This is a genomic window from uncultured Desulfobulbus sp., assembly GCF_963662935.2.
Lineage (GTDB): Bacteria > Desulfobacterota > Desulfobulbia > Desulfobulbales > Desulfobulbaceae > Desulfobulbus.
The window spans coordinates 796,140-819,649 of sequence record NZ_CAXXTL010000001.1 but is presented as its reverse complement, the minus strand read 5'-3'; the positions used below and the strand labels follow the sequence as shown (position 1 = coordinate 819,649).

General features: G+C 54.4%; 18 protein-coding genes and 1 riboswitch. Of the genes, 4 read left to right on the top strand and 14 right to left on the bottom strand.

What is annotated here, in order from left to right; genetic code table 11:
* Positions 1-83: 83 nt before the first annotated feature.
* Positions 84-253: riboswitch (M-box (ykoK) riboswitch) on the bottom strand.
* Between the two features lie 469 nt (positions 254-722).
* The gene (locus tag ACHZCX_RS03530; protein WP_319585847.1) at positions 723-4,367 is read left to right on the top strand and encodes a DUF3683 domain-containing protein; all 3,645 of its coding nucleotides are present in this window, start codon (positions 723-725) and stop codon (positions 4,365-4,367) included.
* Positions 4,368-4,484: 117 nt separating this feature from the next.
* On the opposite strand, the gene ACHZCX_RS03525 is transcribed toward ACHZCX_RS03530, so the two are convergent.
* The 7 genes from ACHZCX_RS03525 to ACHZCX_RS03495 all read right to left on the bottom strand — a co-directional run bounded on the left by ACHZCX_RS03525 (position 4,485) and on the right by ACHZCX_RS03495 (position 13,224).
* Positions 4,485-6,533 carry a response regulator gene (locus ACHZCX_RS03525; RefSeq protein WP_319585846.1) on the bottom strand — a complete coding sequence of 683 codons (2,049 nt, stop codon included), beginning with the start codon at positions 6,531-6,533 and terminating at the stop codon, positions 4,485-4,487.
* 1 nt (position 6,534) lies between these two features.
* Complete coding sequence (locus tag ACHZCX_RS03520; RefSeq protein WP_319585845.1) at positions 6,535-6,924, bottom strand: response regulator; 390 nt, start codon at positions 6,922-6,924, stop codon at positions 6,535-6,537.
* Complete coding sequence (locus ACHZCX_RS03515; protein WP_319585844.1) at positions 6,921-8,981, bottom strand: ATP-binding protein; 2,061 nt, start codon at positions 8,979-8,981, stop codon at positions 6,921-6,923. Before ACHZCX_RS03515 ends, ACHZCX_RS03520 begins: the two co-directional genes overlap by 4 nt.
* 197 nt (positions 8,982-9,178) lie before the next feature.
* The gene (locus tag ACHZCX_RS03510; RefSeq protein ID WP_319585843.1) at positions 9,179-10,204 is read right to left on the bottom strand and encodes a radical SAM protein; all 1,026 of its coding nucleotides are present in this window, start codon (positions 10,202-10,204) and stop codon (positions 9,179-9,181) included.
* Positions 10,201-10,722, bottom strand: coding sequence for a nucleoside deaminase (locus ACHZCX_RS03505; protein ID WP_319585842.1), 522 nt, complete (start codon positions 10,720-10,722; stop codon positions 10,201-10,203). Before ACHZCX_RS03505 ends, ACHZCX_RS03510 begins: the two co-directional genes overlap by 4 nt.
* Positions 10,723-10,811: 89 nt before the next feature.
* Positions 10,812-12,050 (bottom strand): hypothetical protein, encoded by a 1,239-nt coding sequence (locus ACHZCX_RS03500; RefSeq protein WP_319585841.1) that lies wholly within the window; start codon positions 12,048-12,050, stop codon positions 10,812-10,814.
* Positions 12,051-12,093: 43 nt separating this feature from the next.
* Entirely contained in the window at positions 12,094-13,224 is a 1,131-nt protein-coding gene (locus tag ACHZCX_RS03495; RefSeq protein WP_394708747.1) for an SPFH domain-containing protein, read from the bottom strand.
* 184 nt (positions 13,225-13,408) lie between these two features.
* Here ACHZCX_RS03495 and ACHZCX_RS03490 point away from each other — a divergent pair, with 184 nt between their 5' ends.
* Positions 13,409-13,759: a hypothetical protein gene (locus ACHZCX_RS03490; RefSeq protein WP_319585839.1), complete on the top strand. Its 351-nt coding sequence runs from the start codon at positions 13,409-13,411 to the stop codon at positions 13,757-13,759.
* A gap of 39 nt (positions 13,760-13,798) precedes the next feature.
* Here the strand turns inward: ACHZCX_RS03490 and ACHZCX_RS03485 are convergent, their stop codons facing one another.
* Positions 13,799-15,040 (bottom strand): 6-phosphofructo-2-kinase/fructose-2,6-bisphosphatase, encoded by a 1,242-nt coding sequence (locus ACHZCX_RS03485; RefSeq protein WP_319585838.1) that lies wholly within the window; start codon positions 15,038-15,040, stop codon positions 13,799-13,801.
* A 228-nt stretch (positions 15,041-15,268) separates the two neighbouring features.
* On the opposite strand from ACHZCX_RS03485, the gene ACHZCX_RS03480 reads away from it, so the two are divergent.
* Positions 15,269-16,416 (top strand): IS3 family transposase gene (locus tag ACHZCX_RS03480; RefSeq protein WP_319585211.1). Its coding sequence is split into 2 segments (ribosomal slippage): positions 15,269-15,527 and positions 15,527-16,416, totalling 1,149 coding nucleotides; the frame shifts between segments, so codons are not numbered across the junction.
* Between the two features lie 180 nt (positions 16,417-16,596).
* Positions 16,597-17,313, top strand: a complete 717-nt coding sequence (locus ACHZCX_RS03475; protein ID WP_319585837.1) for a PilZ domain-containing protein — start codon at positions 16,597-16,599, stop codon at positions 17,311-17,313.
* Between the two features lie 56 nt (positions 17,314-17,369).
* Here the strand turns inward: ACHZCX_RS03475 and ACHZCX_RS03470 are convergent, their stop codons facing one another.
* The 6 genes from ACHZCX_RS03470 to ACHZCX_RS03445 form a co-directional block, all read right to left on the bottom strand.
* Positions 17,370-17,579 carry a (2Fe-2S)-binding protein gene (locus tag ACHZCX_RS03470; protein ID WP_319585836.1) on the bottom strand — a complete coding sequence of 70 codons (210 nt, stop codon included), beginning with the start codon at positions 17,577-17,579 and terminating at the stop codon, positions 17,370-17,372.
* A complete protein-coding gene (gene uvrC / locus ACHZCX_RS03465) occupies positions 17,566-19,434 on the bottom strand; it encodes an excinuclease ABC subunit UvrC (protein ID WP_319585835.1) in 1,869 nt (622 codons plus the stop codon). The genes ACHZCX_RS03470 and uvrC overlap by 14 nt, the downstream gene beginning before the upstream one ends.
* 295 nt (positions 19,435-19,729) lie before the next feature.
* Positions 19,730-19,924, bottom strand: coding sequence for a hypothetical protein (locus ACHZCX_RS03460; protein ID WP_319585834.1), 195 nt, complete (start codon positions 19,922-19,924; stop codon positions 19,730-19,732).
* 73 nt (positions 19,925-19,997) lie between these two features.
* Positions 19,998-20,567, bottom strand: coding sequence for a nitroreductase family protein (locus tag ACHZCX_RS03455; RefSeq protein ID WP_319585833.1), 570 nt, complete (start codon positions 20,565-20,567; stop codon positions 19,998-20,000).
* A gap of 214 nt (positions 20,568-20,781) precedes the next feature.
* A complete protein-coding gene (locus ACHZCX_RS03450) occupies positions 20,782-21,915 on the bottom strand; it encodes a DUF362 domain-containing protein (protein ID WP_319585832.1) in 1,134 nt (377 codons plus the stop codon).
* Positions 21,916-22,123: 208 nt separating this feature from the next.
* Positions 22,124-23,176, bottom strand: a complete 1,053-nt coding sequence (locus ACHZCX_RS03445; protein WP_319585831.1) for a methyltransferase — start codon at positions 23,174-23,176, stop codon at positions 22,124-22,126.
* Positions 23,177-23,510 lie beyond the last annotated feature (334 nt).

The window sequence follows — 23,510 nt, the reverse complement described above, 5'->3', positions numbered from 1 at the left end:
ATTTGAAAAATTACTCCTTTCTGTTTAAGGATGAGCCAATAAAAAAGGCCATGGAGAACCATGGCCTTGTGGATATAACGGCTTAGATTCCCCACTCGTAGGTTTTCGGCAGAGCACAACGTAGGTCCAACTGAACCAGCTACCTTAAGTCAAGCCTTAATCCGGCAAGACCTGGTCTGCCCGTTGGCGTCTTTCGACGTTTCTGGGCAGTAGCCTGTGTTTGTGCAAACGCCTCATTCTAACGAGGAACTGGGCCTTTATGTATATCTTACTCGATAAATGAGCAACCTATTTTTGCTTGGTTATATAAGAAATATCGCTTTCTAAAGCGACCTCACTCCGGACAATTCCTGCCCATTAAACAGAAAAATTTATTTTGTCTAATGGACAGAAAACATGGAAACATTGGCCTAAGCTATCCGATCACTACTGTAAATTTCATAATTGCCCAGGTAAACAGGTGAGGAAGCACCTTATCGTCGCGTGATGCTCGAAATATTTGCATCGGTTCTTCCGTTATGGTACGAGACTAGGTCGCTTTTTTATTCTCCAAGACGTCTACGGCAGTTTTTCCGAGAAACGTCTATCACCCTCCAGTAACGAATAAACAGCAGCAATCTCCCTACAGACCATTACTATCGGCCGCGTCGCCGCATCAACCTCACGGCTGAGGGCTTCGTTAGTTTTTCCATAGTATCAAATTTGCCGGACAACCAGACAATATGAAAAGCATCAACTACCGAGAAATTCCTTACAATTTCACCTCCGCCGATGACCGGCTGATCATCAACCACCTCTTCGGATCCACGGTCTGGGACGATCTGGAGGAACTCCGCAGCCAACGGGTCACCGGCCGATCCGCCCGCCTAGTCATGCGTTGCGTTGGCGATTTGTTCATCCTCCATCGCAACCCCTTCTTGTTCCAGGAACTGATCGATTCACCTCGACGCCGCCACTCCTTCTTCAAAACTATGAAGAAAGATCTGGAAATTATTGAAGGCACGGCAAAAAAGGTGAAAGTGGATTCGGATCGGAGCGACAAGGTGGTCAACCTCGTCCACCTCTGCCGGGAGCAGGTGCGGGAACTGCAAAAGGAGATTGGCGGCGCCTCGACCGCCCGGGCCCGCATCAAAAAACGGCTTGGTGCGATCATCGGCAGCGATAATGTTTGTTTTGATCCCTTTAGCCTGATTAGCCACGCCACCGACGCCACCGACTGGCGGCTCCACCTGCCTCTGGCTGTTGTCCGGCCATCAACCGAGGCACAGGTGCCGGTCTTGCTGGCAGCCATCGAGGAATTGGGGCTGCATGTGATCCCGCGCGGTGGCGGCACCGGCCTCACCGGCGGCGCCGTACCGGTCAGTGCCGGCTGCGTCATGATTAACACCGAAAAACTCAACCGTATCCACGGCGTCGACTACCGTGAGTTTTGCGACGATGACGGCAATCAGGAACAGATGGCAGTGATCCGGCTTGAAGCCGGAGTCATTACCCAGGATGCCATGGCCTACAGCGATAAACAGGGGCTGGTGTTTGCCACCGACCCAACCAGCGCCTGGGCCTCGACCATCGGCGGCAACATTTCGGAAAATGCCGGCGGTAAGACCGCCGTGCTCTGGGGTACGGCCATCGACAACCTGCTGGCCTACACCATCGCCATGCCTGGCACCAGCCTCCTGAATGTGCGAAGGGTCAACCATCCGATGCGCAAAATCATGCCCGAGGATCTGGTCGCCTACGATGTGTTCGATGCGCAAGGGGGGCTTCTGCGGAGGGTGGAACTACGTGGTGACGAAATCCGCAAAAAAGGCCTCTGGAAGGATATCACCAATAAGGCCTTGGGCGGGTTGCCCGGCGTGCAAAAAGAAGGGACCGACGGCATCATTACCTCGGCCGAGTTCATCCTCTACCGGGCCTATGAAAAAAAACTGACCTTCTGCCTCGAATTTTTTGGCGAGGACATGGACGAGGCCAGTCGGGTGATAGTCGAAATCTCCGAGCAGTTTGTCAACCGGGGCGAGGAGGCCCTGATGGCGCTCGAACATTTTGACGAGGAGTATATCCGGGCGATCAATTATAAGTTTAAAGCGGCTCGGAGCGAATCGCCCAAGGCGGTGCTGCTGATCGACATGGTTGGCCACACCACCGAGCAGATTCTCCGGGGTAAGGCAAACCTGTTGCGCCTGCTCGACCGCTACACCAACACCGAGATTTTTGTCGCCAGCGACGCCGACGAGGCCAGCCGTTTCTGGCGTGACCGTAAGCGGCTCGGGGCCATTGCCGCCCGCACCAACGCCTTTAAGCTCAACGAGGATATCGTTCTGCCCTTGCCGGCTCTGGCCGAATTTGCCCGTTTTGTCGACACCACCAACCTCGAAGAGGATCTCTACAGCCAGGAGAATGTGGTTCGCGAGATCATGACCTACCTGGAAACAGCCGAGCCTATCGAAGATCCGGATTGGCTTGAAGCCAAGATCCCCAAGGCCGACGAACTATGCCTGGCAACCCTGGACCATCTGGCTCTGGGGACCAAGGAAGCGGTCCGGCATGAAGCCTACCTTAAAACACTTGCAGCCGACCTGCTGGAATTGTTCCGCGGCTATCCCCGCATCAGTGGCAACATCCAGAGAATCGTCGAGGATGTGCGCCAGCGGCGGATCATTATTGCCACCCACATGCATGCCGGCGACGGCAATGTTCACGTCAACATCCCGGTTTTTTCCAACGACCGCGCCATGATGCAGCGGGCAGCCCAGACCGCCGACGATATCATGGCCAAGGCCGTTTCTCTCGGCGGCGTAGTCAGTGGCGAGCACGGCATCGGCATCACCAAGATGAAGTTCCTGGACCGGCAGTTGATCGACGAATTGAGTGTGTATCGCCGTCAGGTCGACCCCAGGAATGTGATGAATCCGGGCAAACTGGTCGATCCGGACATTATCGACAAGGTGTTCACCCCGTCCTTCAACCTGCTGGAGTTGGAGGCACGCATCCTCCAACATGGTTCGCTGGAAACGCTTGCTTCCAAGATCTCCAAGTGCATCCGTTGCGGCAAGTGCAAGGCCGACTGCTGCGTGTTTTATCCGGGCAGCACGATCTTTTTCCACCCGCGCAACAAGAACCTGGCTATCGGCTCGCTGATCGAAGCCCTGCTCTATGACATGCAGCGCTCCCACTTCCCTCGTTTCAACCAGCTCAAAAACCTGGAGGAAATCGCCGACCACTGCACGCTGTGCGGCAAATGCCTCAAACCCTGCCCAGTTGACATCGACACCGCCCAGGTTTCCATTCTCGAGCGTGAAATCCTCAGCGAACGCGGCTACAAGCACTTGCCCCTGCCGACCCGGATGTCGCTCCACTTCCTCAAAACCCGCAACCGACTCTACAACAGCCTGTTCCGCAAAACTGTGGTCGAGTGGGGCGCCAGCCTCCAACAGATCGGAGCGGAGATGATTCGGCAAGCGCCCAAGGCCTTGACCACGAAGAAATGGCGGTTGGTGAGAATGCTGCAATCGCCGATGATGTCACCCTCCAAACATTCTCTGCGCACGGTGCTGCCTAAAACCTCGCTCAACGAGGCCCTACTGCTCAATCCACCGGGGGTTGTCCAGAAAACGGTTTTCTACTTCCCCGGATGCGGTTCCGAACGGCTGTACGCCGACATTGCCGAGGCATCGATTTACAGCCTGCTCAAAACCGGGGTGCGGGTGGTCCTGCCGCCGCCGCATCTTTGTTGCGGCTTTCCGGCCCAGGCCAATGCCAAAACCAAAATGCACAGTGACGTGACCCTGCGCGACACGATCATCCTCAGCCAAATCAGGGAGATGTTCGGCTACATCGCCTTCGACGGCCTGATCGTCAGCTGCGGCACCTGCCGTGAAGCCTTGCATGAACTGGGTGCGGAGACCATTTTTGGCTGCAGCCTTGCCGACATCGCCTTTTTTGTGCTGGAACATGCACCGGAACGATTTGAGCAGAACAAAGAACGCTCCTTCCTCTATCACGCCCCCTGCCACGACTCCCTTCAGGGCGAGGGCAACCTGATGGTGCGTCGGATCGGCGGCCAGGTGACCTCTATCGGCGGTTGCTGTTCCGAGGCCGGAACCCTGGCCCTGTCACGACCCGATATTGCGGGGGCCATGCTGCGGCGCAAGCGCGATAACCTCCGGGCTAAAGCCAATGAAGAGAGCAACCAGCAAACAATTGTCACCAACTGCCCGTCGTGCATCTCCGGCCTGGGCCGCAACCGCGACCTTAACATCGTGCCCCAGCACCTAGCCGTGCTCCTGGCCGAATCACTTGGTGGCGCCAACTGGCAAAAGGATTTGCGCACACTGCTCCAAGCAGCCGAGGTGGTGACATTTTAAAGCTGGCATCTATTTCGAAACCGGCCATGAATACCACCGGAAAAACAGGTTGGTAGAAAAGACGATAAATCTTTTGAACATCCTCCATCGCTGGGCCTGGGTGTGGTGCCGCTTTTTTCACTGCAGCAGGGCTTGCCGCACACTCATTGCCAGAGCAACGGCAGTAAAGGGTTTTTGAATGAAGTGGAGCCCATTGTCCGCGACCTCCTTGCCGGTAATAAGAGTATCCGCATAACCGGACATGAACAGGCATTTCAGGCCGGGATAAAAAGTTTGAAGCAGCACTGCCAGGTCCCGGCCGTTCATCTCCGGCATAACCACATCGGTCAGCAGCAGCTGGATACCATGGGGTTGTTCATGAGCCAGACGAACGGCCTCGGCGGGCCCGTTGGCCGCATGAACCATATATCCCAAATCTGCAAGCAAAGTACTGGTGAAGGTCAGAATTGCCTGATCATCTTCAACGATCAAGATGGTTTCGCCCTGTCCGCGTTGAAGCACCTGAGGGCTTTCCGGTTGCACCTTGTCGATGAGCCGAGTGTGCCGAGGCAGGTAAATTTTGAATGCCGCCCCTATCCCTAGCTCGCTTTCGATGTCGATGAACCCGTTGTTCTGCTTGACTATTCCGTAGACAGTTGCCAAGCCAAGGCCGGTGCCTATTCCCAGTGCCTTGGTGGTAAAAAACGGTTCAAAAATCTTATCGAGGATTGCCTTATCGATGCCGCAGCCGTTGTCGCTCACCGTCAACACGACATACTCGCCTGGCACAGCCCCGGCTAAACGCGCGCAATAGGCTGCATCAAAGGTAGTTTTCCCTGTTTCAAGGGTGACTTTCCCTACGCCGGAGATGGCGTCGCGGGCATTAATGCACAGATTGGTGACTATTTGATCGACTTGGGAAGGATCGATATGAACCGGCCAGAGGTCCGGTTCAGGGCGCCAGATCAAATCGATATTCTCACCGATAAGCCGGCGCAGCAGCTTCAATGTTGCTTCAATTGCATCATTGAGGTCAAGAATTTGGGGCGTGACAGCCTGCTTGCGAGCAAAACCCAGCAACTGCCGACTGATAGTGGCGGAACGTTGGGCGGCATCAATGATCTGATGCAAATTATCCCGCAATGAGGAACCCGGTTCCGCCTTGTTGAGCGCTATTTGCGCGTAGCCGAGAATCACACTCAGCATGTTGTTGTAGTCGTGGGCCACTCCGCCTGCCAACCGGCCGACGGATTCCATTTTCTGCGCTTGATGCAGTTGGGATTCCAGGTCTTTCCGGATCTCCTCAGCCCGTATCTTTTCGGTAACATCCCGGATAAGACCGATAAATCCCGTCATCTCTCCGGCATCGTTGCGCAGAGGAAAGATATTAACCTCACCGGGAAACACCAAACCGTCCTTTTTCTTAAAGCGCACTAAATGCAAAAATCCCGGATCGTCGATGTGGTTGATTAAGGTTGCGCCTAACTGGTTGTATTCCTCCTCGAGCGCATAGAGCATCCGGGTCTTTTTCCTCACCATTTCGGCAAGCGAATAGCCGAATAGATCGACAAAGGCCTGGTTGCAATCGATAATGGTTCGGTTGATGTCGGCAACTAAAAGCGCATCCCGGATACTGTTATACAACGACCGGTATTTGTTCTCGCTTTGCTTGAGGACCACCTCGGTTTTCCGGTGTGCCTCAACCTCCTTTTCCAATTGCAGCATCTTCTGCTCCAGCTTTCGTACCAGCCGCTCGTTATAGAGTTTCAGCACTTCCTCTTCCTGGGTAGGGACAGGCGCTGACGCGGCAGCGTCCTCTTGGGAGGCGGCCAGCACCTCACCTATGATCTTGATGAGAAGGTCCGGCTCACAGGGTTTCTGGACAAACCTGTCCGCGCCAATTTTCATCGCAAAGGCTTCATCCTGAGGGCCGGTGTAGGTGGCGGTATAGACGATGAAGGGAATGCGACAGAACCGTTCATCCGCCTTGACCTTGCGGCACAGCTCAAAACCGTCCATCACCGGCATGAGAATATCGCTGAGGATCAGATCAAAATGCTCAGCCTTCAGCCATTCCAAAGCCTCGGCACCGTTGGCGGCTGATCGGACTTCATATCCGTGGCCCTTGAGCAGCGTTTCAACCAGGTATTGGTTGGAATCTATATCGTCGACACTCAGAATGCGCATCTCAGGCTCCTTGGCCATCCCAATTTTCAGGAAGATACTGTGCAATTTCGGCTACAAAGGTTTCCGGATTGATGGGTTTTTCAATGTATCCGGTGGCACCGGCCGCCAGAATCCGTTCCCGATCCCCGACCATGGCGTAGGAAGTCACGGCAATGATCGGAACATGCTCGAGGGTGCGGTGTCTTTTTAATGCAGCGGCCACATCATATCCATCCATTTTCGGGAGTTGGATATCCAGCAAAATAGCCAGGGGATCGCACTCCAAGGCCATTGCAACCCCCTTGAACCCGTCCTCGGCACCGATAACCGTAAAGCCGCTCTTTTCCAGCAGAAAACGCATCATGTAAAGATTCTGGGCGTTATCCTCGATGATCAGCAACCGCCTGTTCATGCCACACCTCTCGCCTGCAGGGGTAAATGGATGATGAATTCACTCCCCGCTCCCTGTTGACTCAGCACCTCGATTGATCCACCCATGAGATCCAATAACTTTTTGCAGATGGACAGACCGAGACCGGTTCCTTCATGCTTGCGCGCCAACCCGGCGTCGATCTGGTGGAATGGTTGAAAAATCCTGACCAGTTCCTCGGCCTGCATGCCGATACCGGTGTCGACCACAGAAACCCGATACTGGTTTTCTTCAAGACAGCAGGCTACGGTTATCTGCCCTTGTTCTGTGAATTTAACCGCATTGTTCACCAGGTTGAGCAATATTTGCTCAAAGCGGCGCTGATCTGTGACCATATCGCCAACTTCATCACCGATTTCCATCCGGAGTTTGAGCTCCTTGTGCGCGGCCAACGGTGTGATCATTTTGATCACTTTCTCGATGCACGGCTTCAATGCAAAGGAAGCCGGAGCCAGATCGAGCTGCCCGGCCTCGATCTTGGAAATATCAAGGACATCATTGATTAACGACAATAGATGCCGGGAGCTGTTCTGCACCATGGTCATCTGTTTCTGCTGTTCTTCGTTCAACGGCCCGGCCAAGCCCTGGAGCATGATTCCGGTGAACCCGATAATGGAATTTAAGGGAGTGCGCAATTCATGCGACATGGTGGCCAGAAAGGCTGACTTGATCCGGTCCGCGGCTTGAGCCTGTTCCATGGCCAGGCGCAGGCTTTCGGCCGTTTCCCGATCCTCGGTAATGTCCTCGATGATGCCGACCGCCCCCTGGAGCGGATCGGTTTCGTCAATGGCACGCAGACTCAGCCGTGCCCAGAACAGCGTCCCATCTTTCCGCGCCAGTTGCTGTGAGCGGCAGTGTGTTTCCCCTCTGGCCATCTGCCCATACACCTGCTTCCCGGCAGCCTCAAAGGTCTTTTCGTCGGGATACCAGGGACGGGTCGATTTGCCGAGCAGTTCGCCGGGGCCGTAGCCGGTCAATTCTTCCATTTTCCGGTTGCACCGCACGATGGATCGATCCCGCAGAACAACAATGCCAACCCCGGCAGATTCAAAGATGGAGTGCTGTTCCCGGTTGATAGTGGCGAGTTCGGCAGTACGTTCCCTGATCCGCTCGTCCATCTCCTGATTGATTTGCCGCAACTCGCGGGTGCGCTCGTTGACCTGATGCTTCAATACCACACTACCGATCAGGCTGAAAACCAGAACCCCGATGACAACCGCACCGGTTATTTTCAACCACATCGGCAACCGAAACCGCACCTTTTCCGAGGTCCATTGCCGCAAGGAGTGGTAGTACGGCGATTCGGAATTTTCCTTCAATTCGGTCAGATGCCGATCAATGGCGGCCAACAGCTGCTTGGGATCGTTCTTGCCGGCCACATAGAAAAGATCGGAGGGTTCAAAGAGAATGGCTGTGTCCTCAAGGTCGAACTTTCGCGCATGGGTCATACCGTAAAAACTATTGGTCACAGCCACGTCCCCCTTGCCTTCTCTCACCTGCTCAAACATGGTGTTGTAATCCGGAACATTCACCAGGGTACACTTGAGGCCAAAGCCATTGCTAAGCCGGGTGAAGGACTCCTGTTGAATGGAACGATCGAGGATGAGGATTCGCTTGCCATTCAGATCCAGGATCGAACGAATATCGTGACCTTTGGGGGCATACACCTGAAACCAGGAAGAAAGGGCCGGCACCTGGGGAAAGGAATACAACTTACTGCGCACGGCCGAATAGGCCATGTCGGGCATGAGGTCAATTTCACCCTGGGCCAGACGATCCAGATTCTCCGCCCATGAACCGGGCATATAATGGAGTTCCCATCCTTCGATTTTGGCAATGTATTCAATGATATCGATAAAGATACCGGCCGGTTTTCCCTTGTCGGTGAAGATCTTCGGCGAGTTTTCATAGACGCCGACAGTCACTGTTTTACTCCCGGCCAGACACCAGGAGGCGAGAAGGCTTACAATAAGAAAGAGGAGGGCAATAATTTTTGCGCAGAAAGGCGAGGAGAAGGTTGGAGCTGTGCTGCTTGTCATGCCGGATACCTCCGCTGGGGAGACAGCGAAACAGGAATCTCTTGAACAGCTTAACGTTATGATTTTTCCATAGAATAATAAGGGTAGTATTGCACAATGTGTGTACTGAAAGCAAACAGGGAACAGCAAAAAGCTGCCAAACAACAAAAGGAAAAAGGTCTGCGGGCCGTTTTGTTCCCTCTCCCCTTGCTGCCCATTTAGGATTGGACGGGCCGAACCTCCTGCTTGAGCAGGCAGCAGGAGATGCGGTGGACCGGTGAGCCATCCGTGTGGTAGCTGATGTTGTCTGGCTGGAGGAGCTTATTCATCACGCAGCCCTCCGGGATGGTCAGCGAGAAAAAACGATCCTCGTTGAGGCCATCCCTTTGGATCAATTGATTGTTCTCAATGGTGGCGCTGTGGATGGGATGGTCCTCGCAGAGCGGGCAGCGGTAGACACGGCCGTTGGGGAAAATAAAAAAATTCTCGGCCACGATGCCAGCGCACTGAAAGGATTCTTCGGATTCGAGATAGACCTTGGGATAAACCACATGAATGCCCAGCCGAGCTGCCTCCTCGGCAACCCTGGGGACAACCTGCAGCCACTGACCAGGATCGACTTGCCAGTTGACGGTGTCCGAGGCCTTAGTGATCGCCGGATTACCGCGCAGGCCGATCACCTGGATGAACAAGCGCTGTACCCCCAGGTGGGCGACCAGAGCCGGCATCCGGTGCAGGTGGTCGATGTTAAGCCCGGAAACCGTGTAAATCAAACTGGTATTAAACCCCTGCAACACGGCCTTGCGGATATTGCCGGTGCAGATCGAAAAAACGCCTTCACCCCGGATAGGGTCGTTGACGGCCGCCTCAGGCCCATCAAGGCTGAAGCTCAGATAGTCCAGTTCCTTGGGCGTCACCTTGTCGAGCAGATCGTGAAAAAGATAGCCGTTAGTGTCCACGGTCACTGCATAACGCATCGATTTGGCCGCTCTGATGATGGCTGGCAGCTTGGGATGCAGGGTCGGCTCGCCGCCCAGAAGGATAAGATTGGTCTGACGTTCGGGACGGGCAAAAAGCTTCAGCCACTGGCGCACGGTCTCAAGCGGCAAGGTGGCGGTGCCATGTTGGGCGGGATTGATATAGCAGTGGCGACAGGCGAGATTGCAGGCGGTGAGCAGATGCAAAAAAACGTTGCGCTCCCCCGGTTGAAACCCCACGGTACGGGCGGTCGACGCTGTGCTCATGGATTCTCCGCCTCCACCGTCTGCGCCATGGTGTAGCGGGCCAGCAGGCTGTCCTGCCAGTAGGAGCCGGTCCGGAAAAACTGCTGAAAGAAACGGAGGCTTTCGGCTCGCAACACCCGATCAAACAGATGGACCCGCATCTGGGCGTACAGGGTGTTGAGCATGTAAAGCGGCAGGTTGGCCCCGCCGCCCATGACGTCCTCATAGGCCCAGACAAAGCTGCGGATGCCGGACAGCAGCATGGTGGTGTAGCACATCAGGCAGGGTTCCAGGGTCGAGTAGACGGTGACCGTTCCCAGGTCAAGACCCGGTTGTTCGGCGATCAGCCCTCGCAGGGTGACAACCTCGGCATGATCAATCTCGTTGCGCTTGCCTTCAAGGCTATTGTGCCGCCTTCCTTTGCCGACAATCAGGCCGTCGGCTACCATGACGCAACCCACCGGGAATTCGCCCTCCGTCAGTGCCTGCCGGGCCTCCTCCAGGGCGACCCGCATGAAGTATTCGTGTTCGCTCATCATTTTTAATCATGTAAAAAAAAGAAAAACGGCTCACTAACGCCGCATTGAAGATGTTACCGATATACCACGCGACCGGTTGCCTGTCAAAACTACAGCGTTCGGCCAAAACGGAGGATATTTTTACCGATGGCCACCCCGGTTTCCGGTTGTACCCAGTCATGCCCCTTATCGATAAAGGGCAAATAGACTAACTGCATCGTCACATCGGTTAGCCGCACCTGGGGCAGATGGGGAAAAATTTGCCTCGGGCTGGCAGTGGCTGCCGCCAGCATCAACTTAACCGCCTGGCGGGCCTCCGAGGACGGCAACGTCACCGGAAACAGGTTCGGCACCACCCTGCCTTCCACCGGTTTGAGCTGCCACTGGCCGAGGGTTACCTGTCTGCCGGCCTGGAGGAAAATCTTCGGTCGCAGCTTGATTGCCGGAATCCACAAGCTCATCACCCGATCCCGCCACTGCGGCCGGGGCAGGAAGGGCTGGTTGCTCCGTTCGACAAAATCGGCAAAACTGTAGATGTCAAGGGCGGGTATATGGGTGGACACCTTCCAGAAAGGCAGGTAGAGAGGGGTTTCCCCGTCACCCGGATGGATGTGCCAGTCAACCCCGGTCAGCCCCTCCGGCCCGAAGGCCCAGGCGGTGTGACAGGTGGCGCAGGTCATTACCTGACAATCTCCGGCTCCCTCTAATCCGGCGCCACATTGGGGGCAGAGGGTCGCCAGGAACCACACCCGCCAGGCTTCGTCATAACGCTTACCCTGGAGGGGATATCCGTCCAGTTCATCCAATTCAATCAACCGGGCGTCGGTCACCCCATCATGCACCCCTTGATCCTTGGCCACCAGGGGTAAGTAGATGTAGCTGTAATTTTCGCCGATATAGGACCGATGAAAGAGATTCTCACCCACCTCGGTGGTGAGATTGCCTATGGCGGCGGCCTTTTCGAGAATGGCGTTAGCCTTGAGGGTCTGCGGTAAAAACAGGTTGCCGGCTTCGGGGTCGATCCGGCGCAGTTGCATCGCCTGGGGCCGCAGTCCCAAGGAAGGCGGCAGGCCGGGCGCCGGGTTGGCCGCCTGGGTGGTGTCGATCACCCGGTGTTCGATGCCCTCGGCGGTCACTAGATAGATCGTGCCCTTAAACCGCAGGTAGGGGACCAGGAGCAGGCCGTCCGAGGAGGCCTGGCCCGCCATGGGCAGGACATAGCGAAACGGGCCGTTGCTCTGCAAAAGATTTCTGGTGCCGCAAAACACGCAGGTTAGTACATGGTCGGTCTCGGGGAGCACAACTGAGGCCCCACATTGCGGACAGCCCTGTTCAACCCGGATTTCCATCAGGCCACTCTTTGGATAACCGCATAACCGTTACTAAGACGGATCAACACAGTTTTTCGCCGCATTGGTTACAGAACACGGCTCCGGGTAAATTGGTGGCATGGCATTGGGAGCAGACAATGTCCGTGGCCCGTTCCTCGGCCGGATGGCCGCAACGAGGGCAGAAGGCTGCGTTGGGCTGCAGATTCTTGCCGCAGTTGCCGCACTGTTGATTCAGCACCTGCTGGTGGCCGCAAAAAGGACAGAAACGGGCGTTGGCTGGAATCATGTTATCGCATTCCTGGCATTCGACCTCAGCCACCTTGGTTCTGCCAGCCCCGCCATTACCGTTAGGCTGCAGATTGGCAAACATCGCCGGCATCATCATGCCCAACCCTAATCCGAGCCCGGCCCCGGCTTCGCCGCCACTGGCCGCTGCTTTTTCCATGGCCATGGCGGCTTTCATCCGCACAAAATTGTCCATATCCTTGATCACGCCCATCCGTGAGCGGTCATCGATCGCCTGCTGCACTTCGGCGGGTGGCGTGATCGAGGTCACGTACAACCCGTCCAGGGCCAGACCGAACCGGGAAAAATCCTGGGCCAGCCGCTTCTGTAACCCCTCGGCGATATCGTCGAAGGTACCGGGAAGATCGAACAGGGAACGGAGTTTTTCGCCGAGATAATCGTTAAACCGGGAGACAATCACCTGGCGCAGGTAATCCTCGACCTGCTCGGTGGTGTAGCGGCCCATGGTTCCGGCCAGGGTATTGATCAGGAGCAGCGGCTGGACCACTCGAATATTGAACACCCCATGGGCCCGGAGGCGGACCAGGCCGAGTTCGGCGTCTCGGAAGGCCACCGGATCACGGGTGCCCCATTTGAGATCGGTGAAGACCTTGAGGTTGACGAAAAACACTTCAGCCCGCAACGGACTGATCATGCCCCAGGGCGCGGAGAGGATCTTGGTCAGAATGGGAATGTTGCCGGTCTTCAAGGTGTGGCGTCCCGGCCCGTAGGCATCGCAGGCCTTGCCCTTGTAAAACAGCACCGCGGCCTGACTTTCTCGCACGGTCAACTGGGCGCCGAACTTGATTTCTCCAGAACCCTGCTCCGGCAACCGATGTAGGAGCTCCTTGCCGCTCTCATCAAACCACTCCAGAGACTCCAGTAAAATAACGTTATCCATACCCATTGTTGGCTCCTTTGCTGAATATATTGCCGTGACGAATGCCTGTATTATAGTGGAGGCTGGAGAATGGACCAAAGGGAAATGTCTTCCCCACGGAAAAAGATGCGGACGACAAAACCGGTAAGGGATGCGCTGCCCCGCCCGTTTTTGCAGAAGTCACCTCAAGGGCACAACAGGATAACAGGCTATGACAGATTTCAAAAAGGAATGGACCGTGGAATCGGCCATGGAGATTCTGCAGCATCCGACCGTGGACAGTGCGATCTGGGCTTCGGCGGTCGAATGGTTGCTCCTCTACGGCCCGCCGGAGATACAGGAGTTATTGCAACAGGCAAGCGGGCACGCCACCAGCGAGAGCTTTCCCGAACTCAAGCCGCAGCGCTATGGCCCGGACGGTACCCCCTGCTACGACCTTGCCGAACTGGCCCGGACGCTGGACATCTCCGAGGAGGAAGCCAGGGCAAAGCTGATGGAAAAGGAGATGAAACACGGCATCCAGCACGGTTTTTCCGACGACGACACCACGACTTTACAGTAGCCACACCGTCTCAACCTGCAAGAGGAAGAAAAAGAGCGCCTACCAAAGACCTCCCGCTGGTGGTGTGCTTTTGTACGCCACCATCTCGAAAATCCGTTTATGGGGATCAATCTGGATGTGGTAGTAGCGGTCCTGGGGCATGTAGATGTAGGGAATTTCCTCTTCCTGGCGAGAGAGGAACGAGGAGAGAATCATCCGGTTGACCGCCCGATGACCAACGATCATGATGTTCTCGTCGTAGTTATTGAGGAAAAAGACCTTTTTCAAGCCCCGGTGTACCCGGTCCTCCATGGTCTTGTAGCCCTCACCTTCGGGATAGACGTAGCGGTACTTGTTTGGTCCCCTGGCCTTGGCAACATGCGGCATTTTCTTGCGGATCTCCTCATAGGTCATGCCCTCGCAGATCCCGGCATGGATCTCGTTGAATTCCGGCAGGGCGATGATTGAACAGGGGTCCTGCCGCTCGGCGATCGGGGTGGCGGTCTGCAAGGTCCGCTTGTAATTGCTGGTGAAAATGATAGGGATGCGAATGGTGTTGAAATGCTCGGCCAGGGCGTTGGCCTGGTCCCGCCCCTTGTCGGTGAGATCGGAATCACCACCGATGCGATCCTCGCGGTTGTAATGGGTCTCGCCGTGGCGCACCAGAAAGAGGTTGCGCACCACCCGGGTGGTGATGATGTCTCGGATCCGGTCGTAATACGGCAGCACCTCGGTGATCCGCTCCTGGAGGATGCAACTATCAAAAGAATCCACCAGAATACGGTTGGGCTCGGTGTCGAGCGGTTCGTAGATCGACTCATAATAGGCGATCCGCTTAAGAAAACTCTCCAAGGCTTTTTCCGGAGTCAGATGGCGGAATTCCTTCAGCCCGGCCTTGCGTTCCAGATTGGCCTCCAGGGCCTCCTCGTCGGTGTTGAGGCATTCAATATAGCAAAGCGCCATGCCCGGAAAGGCCGCAGCAATGGACTGCCGGCGCTCCCGGGTGACGTTGCTCGCATCGAGAATGACCACCTCCCCACCCTCGCGGAGAAAGGCCTGGGCCTGTTCGATGTTCATCCGCGAAATCTGTTCCCGGAGCTCCTTGCCGGTAGGATTGACCGGGGAAAAGAATTCCGAAGAGGAGGTGTTTTCACTGGTGTCCAGCTTGCGCCGCAGTTCGCCGTTATTGAAGATGCGTACCTTGACGCCATCTAGTTCCAGGGTGCGACCGAGCTTACGCGCCATGGTCGATTTGCCCCGGGCCGGCAGCCCCACCATTACAATGACCAGTTTTCGTTTCATACTCCCCCCTCCGGTGACGAGCACCGGTGACAACGGCTTGGTCGGAATCTCATGGAGTTATTGTACGGAATTGGACGGAAAAATGCATTGGAAATTATGCGGGAAGTATTAATAACTACCCAAAAATGTTCAATAATTTATAAAATGAATAATAAGGGCTGAAGAGGTGCCGATTATTGAGACAGGTGTATAAGCAATGAACCAACCTATTTTGCAAGGAGAAGTTCAATGTCAAACCCACCTCATCGTCCACGTCACAGCGCAGAATTTAAGGCCACAGTAGCCCTGGCCGCACTGTCGGAGTCCAAGACTCTGGCTGAACTGGCTACTGAGTACCGGGTTCACCCGACCCAGATCACCCGCTGGAAGCAGGATCTGACCAAGAACGCTTCTGAGCTTTTTGGCAAGGGCAAGAAGAAAGAAGTCAACCATGAGGCCGAAGTGGCCGAGCTCCACCGTCAGATCGGCAAGCTCAAGGTTGAGAACGATTTTTTAGCCAATCTGCCCGGTCTGAACTTGGCCGGGCGCAGAAACAACAGGTGATCGCTATGGGACATCCTGAAGTTTCTGTTCAGCGTTGCTGCCAGCTTTTCGGACTGCCTCGTTCCAACTATTACCGCGGCCTTGGCTTCGGTCTACGTGTTGGTGATTTGGAACTGATGGCCCGGATAGACAAACTCTATATTGAGCACCCCTGGATGGGGAGCCGTTCCTTTGCTGATCACCTCACAACTCCCGAACTCGTGGTGGGAAGAGGTCGTGTCCGTCGCTTAATGCGGGTCATGGGCATCGAGTCTTTAGCTCCCAAGCCGGGCACCAGCAGGCGACAGCCGAAGCATCCGGTCTATCCCTATCTGCTCCGGGGAGTGACCATTGACAGGCCCGATCAGGTGTGGGCGACTGACATCACCTACATCCCTATGGCTCGGGGTTTCATGTACCTGATCGCGATCATGGATTGGGCCACCAGAAAGGTTCTCGCCTGGCGACTATCCAACACTCTGGACACCAGATTTTGCGTTGAGGCTTTGAAAGAGGCTCTCTTTAAATATGGCGCTCCTGAGATATTCAATACTGATCAGGGGTGCCAATTCACCAGCGAAGCGTTCACCTCAGTCCTCAAGGCCTGGAACGTCAAAATCAGCATGGACGGCAAAGGACGATTCAAGGACAATATCTTTATCGAGCGACTTTGGCGCACCCTGAAATACGAAAGGATCTACCTGAAGTCATACGAAACGGGAACTGAGCTTGTCAAGGATCTGACTTCCTGGTTCGGCTGGTATAATGAGAAAAGAAAACATTCGTCACTTGACAAGCAGACTCCAAATGAGGCTTATTCAAAACGAATCGAACAATTGAGCAAGGCAGCCTGAGGCCTGTAACTGTATAATAAAAGCAACATTGCTTATTTCACACCTCAGGATGTCTCACAAACCCCGACCACCTCAGGCTTCCTCTCGTTTATGTTTTTTTTGACATCACAGAACATTTTCTTATAAAATTCCTTCACCGAACAAAAGCACTTTCCTCGGCAACTCAACATCGGAAAACGAATGGCAAACGCAAAGCCTCTGGCTAAGGCTGAGGCAAATATTAAAAAAAACAGGCTGCATATTACAATATCAGGAAATATTGATATAAAATCACTGGAAAAACTCTATACAGAGATTCGATTTTGTGTCGCCGACTTAAAAAAAGGCTTTGAGGTCATTAGCGATATCTCACAATGTAACCTGCTGTACATCAGCAGTCTTCCTGTATATAAAAAAATAATTGATTTCTTGATAGCAAAAAATATTGGAGAGGTAGTTCGAATAATCAAAAAAGATAACATTAGTTATAAACAAATAGTAAATTTCTCAGAAAAAATCCATTGCTACCGAGCTGTCTACGCTGAGAATAAAGAAGATGCTGAAAAGAAACTCGAATGCCTCATTAAAAGAGACGGTATAAGATTTCCCCTGAACAATGTCCTGTTTCATTATGAAAGAAACAATGAGGCCGGCAGCGGTCGCATAGTTGACATCTCTATTAGTGGATGCGCTGTAGAGTCAGCGACTCTTCCTCTTGCAGAGAATGATGCGATTGGCATAATCATCACCTTTGACAAACACGAAACCCTCCCTTCAGAGTTTCACCTCAAGGCCTGTGTTGTTCGCAGGGGCGAGCACCTCTTCGCGGCACGGTTCATTGACGTCGACGATGAACGCAAGGCCAAGCTCTACCAACGCCTTGCCTACGAAGTGGGCAGATCCTCTAGTTTCTTTTAAGCGTACTGTCTCGCATCTCTCGGGACAACACTCTGTCCATGGTTAGAAAGCGCTCCTCAACCTAAGCGATGCTGCGCCAGCAACTCCGCCACCTTTTCCCCGCACCGTTTACCTTGGCAGGGCCCATCGCCGATGCCGGTGGTAGCGGCGACCTGCTCAAAGGTGGTGGCCCCATTCTCGATGGCCTCGATTAGCCGAATCAGCTTGACCCCCTTGCAGACACAGCCGGCCTTGAGCTTGGCCATCACCCGTTCACTGGGTTCCATGTTCCTCTCCGTGAAGTTGCCGGTAAATTTGCCGAGCCAACTCCGCGCCGATGCCGGGCACAGCAGCCAGTTCCTCGACCCCGGCCTCAGTCACCCGTTTGTAACTGCCCAAGGTCTGCAATAATTGTTGTTTTCGTTTCGGACCGATCCCCTCGATGGCGTCGAGCTGGGAGTGCAGCTGCTCTTTGCCGCGCAACCTACGATGAAAGGTGATGCCGAAGCGGTGGGCCTCGTCGCGGATACGCATTAAATAGAGCAACACCGGCGAATGGGCGGGCAAGAGGATGGGATTCTTGCGGCCCGGCCGAAACAGTTTTTCCCCTTCTTCAGCCTTTTCCTTGGCAATGGCCACCAGGTCCACCTGATGCAGGAGGTTGAACTGGGCCAGGACATCCACCGCCACCTGCAACTGGCCCTTACCGCCGTCGAGCAGCAGCAGGTCGGGAAGATTGTCCGCCTCAACCCCCTTGGCCATCCGTCGCTCCAGGACCTCGCGCATCATGGCGTAATCATCGGGAGTGTCCTGCAATTTGATCCGGTAGTGGCGGTAGAGCTTGGCCGCCTTCTCGCCTTGGACAAAACAGACTAAGGAACCGACCGCCTGTTTGCCCAGGAGATTGGAGATATCGAGGCATTCAATGGTCTCCGGTCGGTTGGCCAGCCGCAGCTTGCCTTGCAGGGTCGTCGCCAGGGTTTCCCAGGACTGTTCTTTCTTGGCCTGCTCGGAAAAAATCTGGGCCGCATTGGCTTCGGCCATCTGCATCAATTGCATCCGCTTGCCGCGCTGCGGGGCAAGCAGGGTGACGGGTCCTTCACGCAGCTCAGTCAACCGTTCCTCAATCAGGTGCTGATCCTCGATCCCAAAGGGCAGCAGTAGTTCGCGCGGCGGTTGGCGTTCGCTGGAATAGTAGAGGAGGATGGTCTGGGCAAGGAGGCTGTCGTCTTCACCCAAGGGGTCAGCGAGGAAAAACGATTGGGCTCCAGTGATCATGCCGCCCCGGACAAAAAGCAGGGCCACCCCAACTGAGGCGTCCTGGCGGTGGAGGCCGAACACATCCTGGTCGAGATGATGCTCGGCAACAATGGCTTGGTGCTCGATGGTCCTGGTCAGCCCCTTGATCTGGTCGCGAAACAGGGCCGCCTTCTCAAAGGCAAGGTTGTGCGCCGCCTGCGCCATCTTGGTGGTTAACTCCTTGACCACTTCACCGACTTTCCCCTCCAGGATCAGCAGGACATCGTGCACCATCCGCTGGTATTCCTCGGCATTCACCTTGCCGGCGCAGGGGGCAAGGCAGCGGCCCATCTGAAAATTAAGGCAGGGCCGCGTTCGTTCGCGCATGACCTTGCAGCGGCGTAAAGGAAACTGGGCATAGAGCATCTGCAGGGTGATGCGCATGGCCGTGCCTGAGGAATAGGGGCCGAAGTAGCGGTTGCCGTCGCGTAGCCGTTTGCGGGTCACCACCACCCGGGGCCAGGGATCGCGGGTGGTAACTTTAATCAGCGGGTAATTTTTGTCGTCGCGAAGAATGACGTTGTAGCGTGGCCGGTGCTGTTTGATCAACGAGGCCTCGAGGATGAGTGCCTCCTTTTCGGTGGTGGTGAGGATGGTTTCGACCCGCTGCACATGGGAGAGCATGACCGCAGTCTTCGAGTGGACAGGTCCGGCGAAGTGGGCGTACTGACTGAGGCGCTTGCGCAGGTCGCGAGCCTTGCCCACATAGAGGACCTGCTTCTTGCCGAGCATTTGGTAGACGCCTGGCCCGTGGCTGAGGGTGGCGAGGAATTCAGCGGACAGGGACGATTTCCCGTCCGGGGCTGTGCCTTGCTCGTCAGGGTTTGATGTGGGCGAATCCATGCTTCCCGCTCCGATCTATTTTGCTGTTTTATTGAGTAGTTGCAAGAATATCATGGAACACCAGTAACCACTATTCTACGCCTTAAACCTAAATAAAAGTACATTGAGAGTACATCAGATCCCGGGAGATTATTCAAATCCATTTGATTCGTCAAAGAGCCAATCTTGTAAACGAGGGCTTTGGCGGGATGGTGGGGGACGCAGGCATAATGTCAATTCACCTCGATAGGAGAAAGCTTGATCCTGATCATTGCGATAAACGGCCGATCGATATGCTTCTTGTGAATAACGCGTTTTATTCTGATCGGGTTGATCGATTTGAGTTTTTCAACGCCCTGTTAGCATCTTTTTCATGAGCGGTTGCCCCAGATTCGTCTTTTGGCAGCTCTCCGATCTCACCATCAACAATACAGTAGTCGCAAGAGCTATCAATTCCTGTATGCCCATGCCAACTATCCTCAGCCCAATCTTTTTCTTGGATTTGGTTCATGCTCTGGTCTCTTAAGTGATGTAATTATTCAGGTCAGGTCTATTGACAGCCTAAGGCTAATGTTTCCGCCAAGTTAAAATATCTTCTTGCCAAACATATCAAGATGGACCATGTCGGCTACAGTTTTGCGTGGTGGTCCCCCTTTTGGTTCGACCGCTGGGCGTCCTATGGGAATGACGGCAACAGTTTCATAACCATCAGGCAGGGCAATTAATTTCCTGCAAACGTCATGATCTAGGAGGCCAACGACGACTGTTCCCAGCCCCATTTCGTGTGCTTTCAAACAAAGTGTCTGCGTGGCGAGGCCCAAATCGAACATAAACCAGTTCGAGTATTTGGTGGATTCCTTTCCCCCCTTGCAGCCCGAGACACCTGTCTTGGCACAAACGACAATGAGTGCGGAAGCAGCAAGGGAACATTTGGTTGCGGGATTCGTCCCTTTATCCATCTGATACGTCTCGGTTACCTTTTGAATCAGCGCTCGATCTCGAACCACAACAAATTCCCAAACCTGTGTATTTCCCCAGGAAGGAGACCAGCGCACAGTTTCAAAAATCTGCTGCAACTCTTGGTCGGTAACGATATCTTCCGTGAACCTTCGAACACTACGCCTTTTGAGTACGGCTTCCTGCAATTCCATCATCAAACCTCCTTGATTCTATGAATTTTTGCTAGTCACTATCCCACATAAAGAGGCGCTTGACCAGTCTCTCACCCCCCTCCAGAAAAAAATGTCTTGTCATGGAGCAACCGGCAGGTAGTGGTGAAAAACAACGGTTGCATTGCTTCTGATGAAAATGGCGGACCTATCCGCCCACATATCCTTCATCAAGAAGAATCAGGGATTTTTGAAGCAGCTATTTGACAACAATCAATTTGTAATTTCGTGTTCCTACACCGATTTTCTCCGCATGTTCCAGGCAGGTGCGCCACTCGGATTCTGGGGTCGAATTGGTGAAGTGATCGTGATGGTCAACAGAATCCGGCTTTGCCATGTTCTCAAAGAGCTGACTTCCCGGCATCGGATGAGCCTTCAGGCAGGCATCGACACAGGCTTGATCCAGCGCCAATGGATCGAAGGAGGCAAACATCCCTAAATTGGGAAGGATGGGAACGTCGTTTTCGCCGTGGCAGTCACAGTTGGGGGAGACATCCACAACCAGCGAAATGTGGAAACACGGGCGGCCATTAATGACAGCCTTGGTATATTCCGCCATACGTCGGTTCAAAAGTTCGTTGGCCGCGAAATTGGCAAAAGCAATGGCATCGAAATTACATGCTCCCAGGCAGCGACCGCAGCCAACGCAATTTTCTGCGTTAACGCGCATCTTCTTTGCTTCGGCATCAAAGGCGAGTCCGTTGTTAGCGCATTCCTTCAGGCATATGAGACAACCTCGGCACTTGGCTTCGTCAATCTCAGCTTTACCGCTGAAGTGCTGCTCGGCCTTACCGGCGCGGGAACCGCAGCCCATACCAATATTTTTGATTGCCCCACCGAAACCGGTCATCTCGTGTCCTTTGAAATGCGTCAGGCTGATGAACACGTCCGCATCCATGATGGCACGACCGATCTTGGCAACCTTTACATATTCGCCTCCTATCACCGGAACCTCAACATCGTCGGTCCCTTTCAACCCATCCCCAATGAGTATCGGACAACCGACGGTCAGCGGCGTGAAGCCATTTTCCCAGGCACATTCCAAATGCTCCAAAGCATTTTTCCGGCTCCCAGGATACATGGTGTTACAATCTGTTAAAAAAGGTTTACCGCCAAACTCCTTAACCACATCGGCAACCGCTCTGGAATAATTGGGGCGAAGATAGCTGACATTGCCGAGTTCACCAAAATGGAGTTTGATGGCAACAAATTTGCCCTCCATATTCAGACTCTTGACTCCAGCCTTTTTAATCAGCTTTTTTAATTTGGCGGGCAGACCGTCACCAAAAGCTTTGGTCCTAAAATCAGAAAAATAAACTTTTGCCTTTTCCATGGTGTGACGCCTATTTCTCCTAGGTTCCTAGCTATCCATCAAGGATGGCTTAGCTAAATAATTTGCATAGAAACAACTCGTTCGACCGACCTATCTCACATTATTCCAATCAAAGTGAACAGGAAAATGTGAACTGTATATGTTACCCCTCCTTCAGTTTGTTTTTTTTGTTTAATTTATAAATGACGAGGATCAAGCTTATGGTTGATCATGGTTGCTGGGCCGGTGATGCGGCCAACCGAACCGCCGCCAAGATGCCGGCGCCGTTGGGAAGTTCGATCGGTAACCGCCGAACCTGGTCGAACCCGGCCTGGCGCATCATGGCCACCAGTTCCCCTTGAGCATAAGCCTTGCCTTCAGGTGTGCCGATCAGCATGTTCAAGGAAAAAAGGGCGGGGTGGAGCGGTGCGGTACGGCTGTCGTCGAGGATGAACTCTTGCACCAGCAGCAGGCCGCCCTCAATGAGTGTTTCGGCCGCCTTGGCGACAATGGCGGCGCAGGTTTCCGGGCCTTCGCTGTGGAGCAGGTGGGAAAGCCAGACCACATCAAAACCCGAGCCGATGGGGTCGGCGACAAGGTCGCCGGCGGTAAAGGCGATACGATCGGTCAGATGAAACCGGCCTACCGTTTGTTCGGCAAAGGGACGGGTGGTGGGTAGATCGAAGATGACCGCAGTCAGCTCAGGGTTCTGTAGGCAAAAGTGGATGGCGTAAGTGCCAGGGCCGCCGGCCAGGTCGAGCAAGCGACGCCGGCCACCCAGATCGATGGCTGCCGCCACGCGCGGGGCAAGCAAGGACGCCAGGTTGTACATGCCCATGAGAAAGCTTTCCCGTTCAAGGCCGTCGGCGTCGTGGGACGATCGCTTGCGCACCGGCCGCCCGAACCGGACCGCTTCATCGAGCCGGCTCCAGCCATCCACCAGAAAATGGTGGTGCATGATGATGTGCCCCAAATAGTGGGTCGACTGTCGGGCGAGGTACTCGGTGCTGAACGGGGTGGTGCTGAAGCGATCCTCTTCCTTACACAGCAGGTCCATGGAAGCCAGGGCATGGAGCAGCATGTCAAGCCCACGAACGTCAACCTCGAGCAGACGGGCCAGGTCCGCAATCGTCATGGGGCCGTGGGCCAGGTGACTGAAGACATCCAGCTTAACCCCGGCATGTAGGGTACAGGGTTTCCAACAGTCGCTGGCCAACTTAAGAAGTTCCGGGACCGTCATTGCGGCCTTGATCTGCTCCGGCGCGTCTGAAGTGTTCATCATTCGTTATGCCTCCTTGCCGCCACTGTCAGCGGGGAATGCGTTTTTCAAAAATAGGCCTTCACGCCCTCATTTGCTTCCACGGTGGCGCATAGGAGAGGTGGCCTTTTTTTCGCCGGAATGGTGGCAAGTGAGAACTCTCTGAACAAATGTTTCTGCCAGACGTGGCCAGTTGTTTTTTCTTAGAAGGTGGGAGCCTGACGATGAATGAATCTTTCAACCATTCTTCGGGCATCGTCAAGGGAAAGCGGGAAGCCAAATCATGTTGAGGTATCCTTATGTTCTAAATTTTGATGCATTGCGAAAAGGTTCGAAAGTGCTTATACACCGACAATAT

What these genes read in the sequence shown, in the direction of transcription:
- ACHZCX_RS03500 (WP_319585841.1), bottom strand. Translation starts at nt 12,050, where the DNA reads ATGGAAATCCGGGTTGAACAGGGCTGTCCGCAATGTGGGGCCTCAGTT.
- ACHZCX_RS03470 (WP_319585836.1), bottom strand. Translation starts at nt 17,579, where the DNA reads ATGGAACCCAGTGAACGGGTGATGGCCAAGCTCAAGGCCGGCTGTGTC.
- uvrC (WP_319585835.1), bottom strand. Translation starts at nt 19,434, where the DNA reads ATGGATTCGCCCACATCAAACCCTGACGAGCAAGGCACAGCCCCGGAC.
- ACHZCX_RS03510 (WP_319585843.1), bottom strand. Translation starts at nt 10,204, where the DNA reads ATGAGCACAGCGTCGACCGCCCGTACCGTGGGGTTTCAACCGGGGGAG.
- ACHZCX_RS03445 (WP_319585831.1), bottom strand. Translation starts at nt 23,176, where the DNA reads ATGATGAACACTTCAGACGCGCCGGAGCAGATCAAGGCCGCAATGACG.
- ACHZCX_RS03520 (WP_319585845.1), bottom strand. Translation starts at nt 6,924, where the DNA reads ATGAACAGGCGGTTGCTGATCATCGAGGATAACGCCCAGAATCTTTAC.
- ACHZCX_RS03505 (WP_319585842.1), bottom strand. Translation starts at nt 10,722, where the DNA reads ATGATGAGCGAACACGAATACTTCATGCGGGTCGCCCTGGAGGAGGCC.
- ACHZCX_RS03460 (WP_319585834.1), bottom strand. Translation starts at nt 19,924, where the DNA reads ATGAACCAAATCCAAGAAAAAGATTGGGCTGAGGATAGTTGGCATGGG.
- ACHZCX_RS03515 (WP_319585844.1), bottom strand. Translation starts at nt 8,981, where the DNA reads ATGACAAGCAGCACAGCTCCAACCTTCTCCTCGCCTTTCTGCGCAAAA.
- ACHZCX_RS03525 (WP_319585846.1), bottom strand. Translation starts at nt 6,533, where the DNA reads ATGCGCATTCTGAGTGTCGACGATATAGATTCCAACCAATACCTGGTT.
- ACHZCX_RS03455 (WP_319585833.1), bottom strand. Translation starts at nt 20,567, where the DNA reads ATGATGGAATTGCAGGAAGCCGTACTCAAAAGGCGTAGTGTTCGAAGG.
- ACHZCX_RS03530 (WP_319585847.1), top strand. Translation starts at nt 723, where the DNA reads ATGAAAAGCATCAACTACCGAGAAATTCCTTACAATTTCACCTCCGCC.
- ACHZCX_RS03485 (WP_319585838.1), bottom strand. Translation starts at nt 15,040, where the DNA reads ATGAAACGAAAACTGGTCATTGTAATGGTGGGGCTGCCGGCCCGGGGC.
- ACHZCX_RS03495 (WP_394708747.1), bottom strand. Translation starts at nt 13,224, where the DNA reads ATGGGTATGGATAACGTTATTTTACTGGAGTCTCTGGAGTGGTTTGAT.
- ACHZCX_RS03475 (WP_319585837.1), top strand. Translation starts at nt 16,597, where the DNA reads ATGGCAAACGCAAAGCCTCTGGCTAAGGCTGAGGCAAATATTAAAAAA.
- ACHZCX_RS03450 (WP_319585832.1), bottom strand. Translation starts at nt 21,915, where the DNA reads ATGGAAAAGGCAAAAGTTTATTTTTCTGATTTTAGGACCAAAGCTTTT.
- ACHZCX_RS03490 (WP_319585839.1), top strand. Translation starts at nt 13,409, where the DNA reads ATGACAGATTTCAAAAAGGAATGGACCGTGGAATCGGCCATGGAGATT.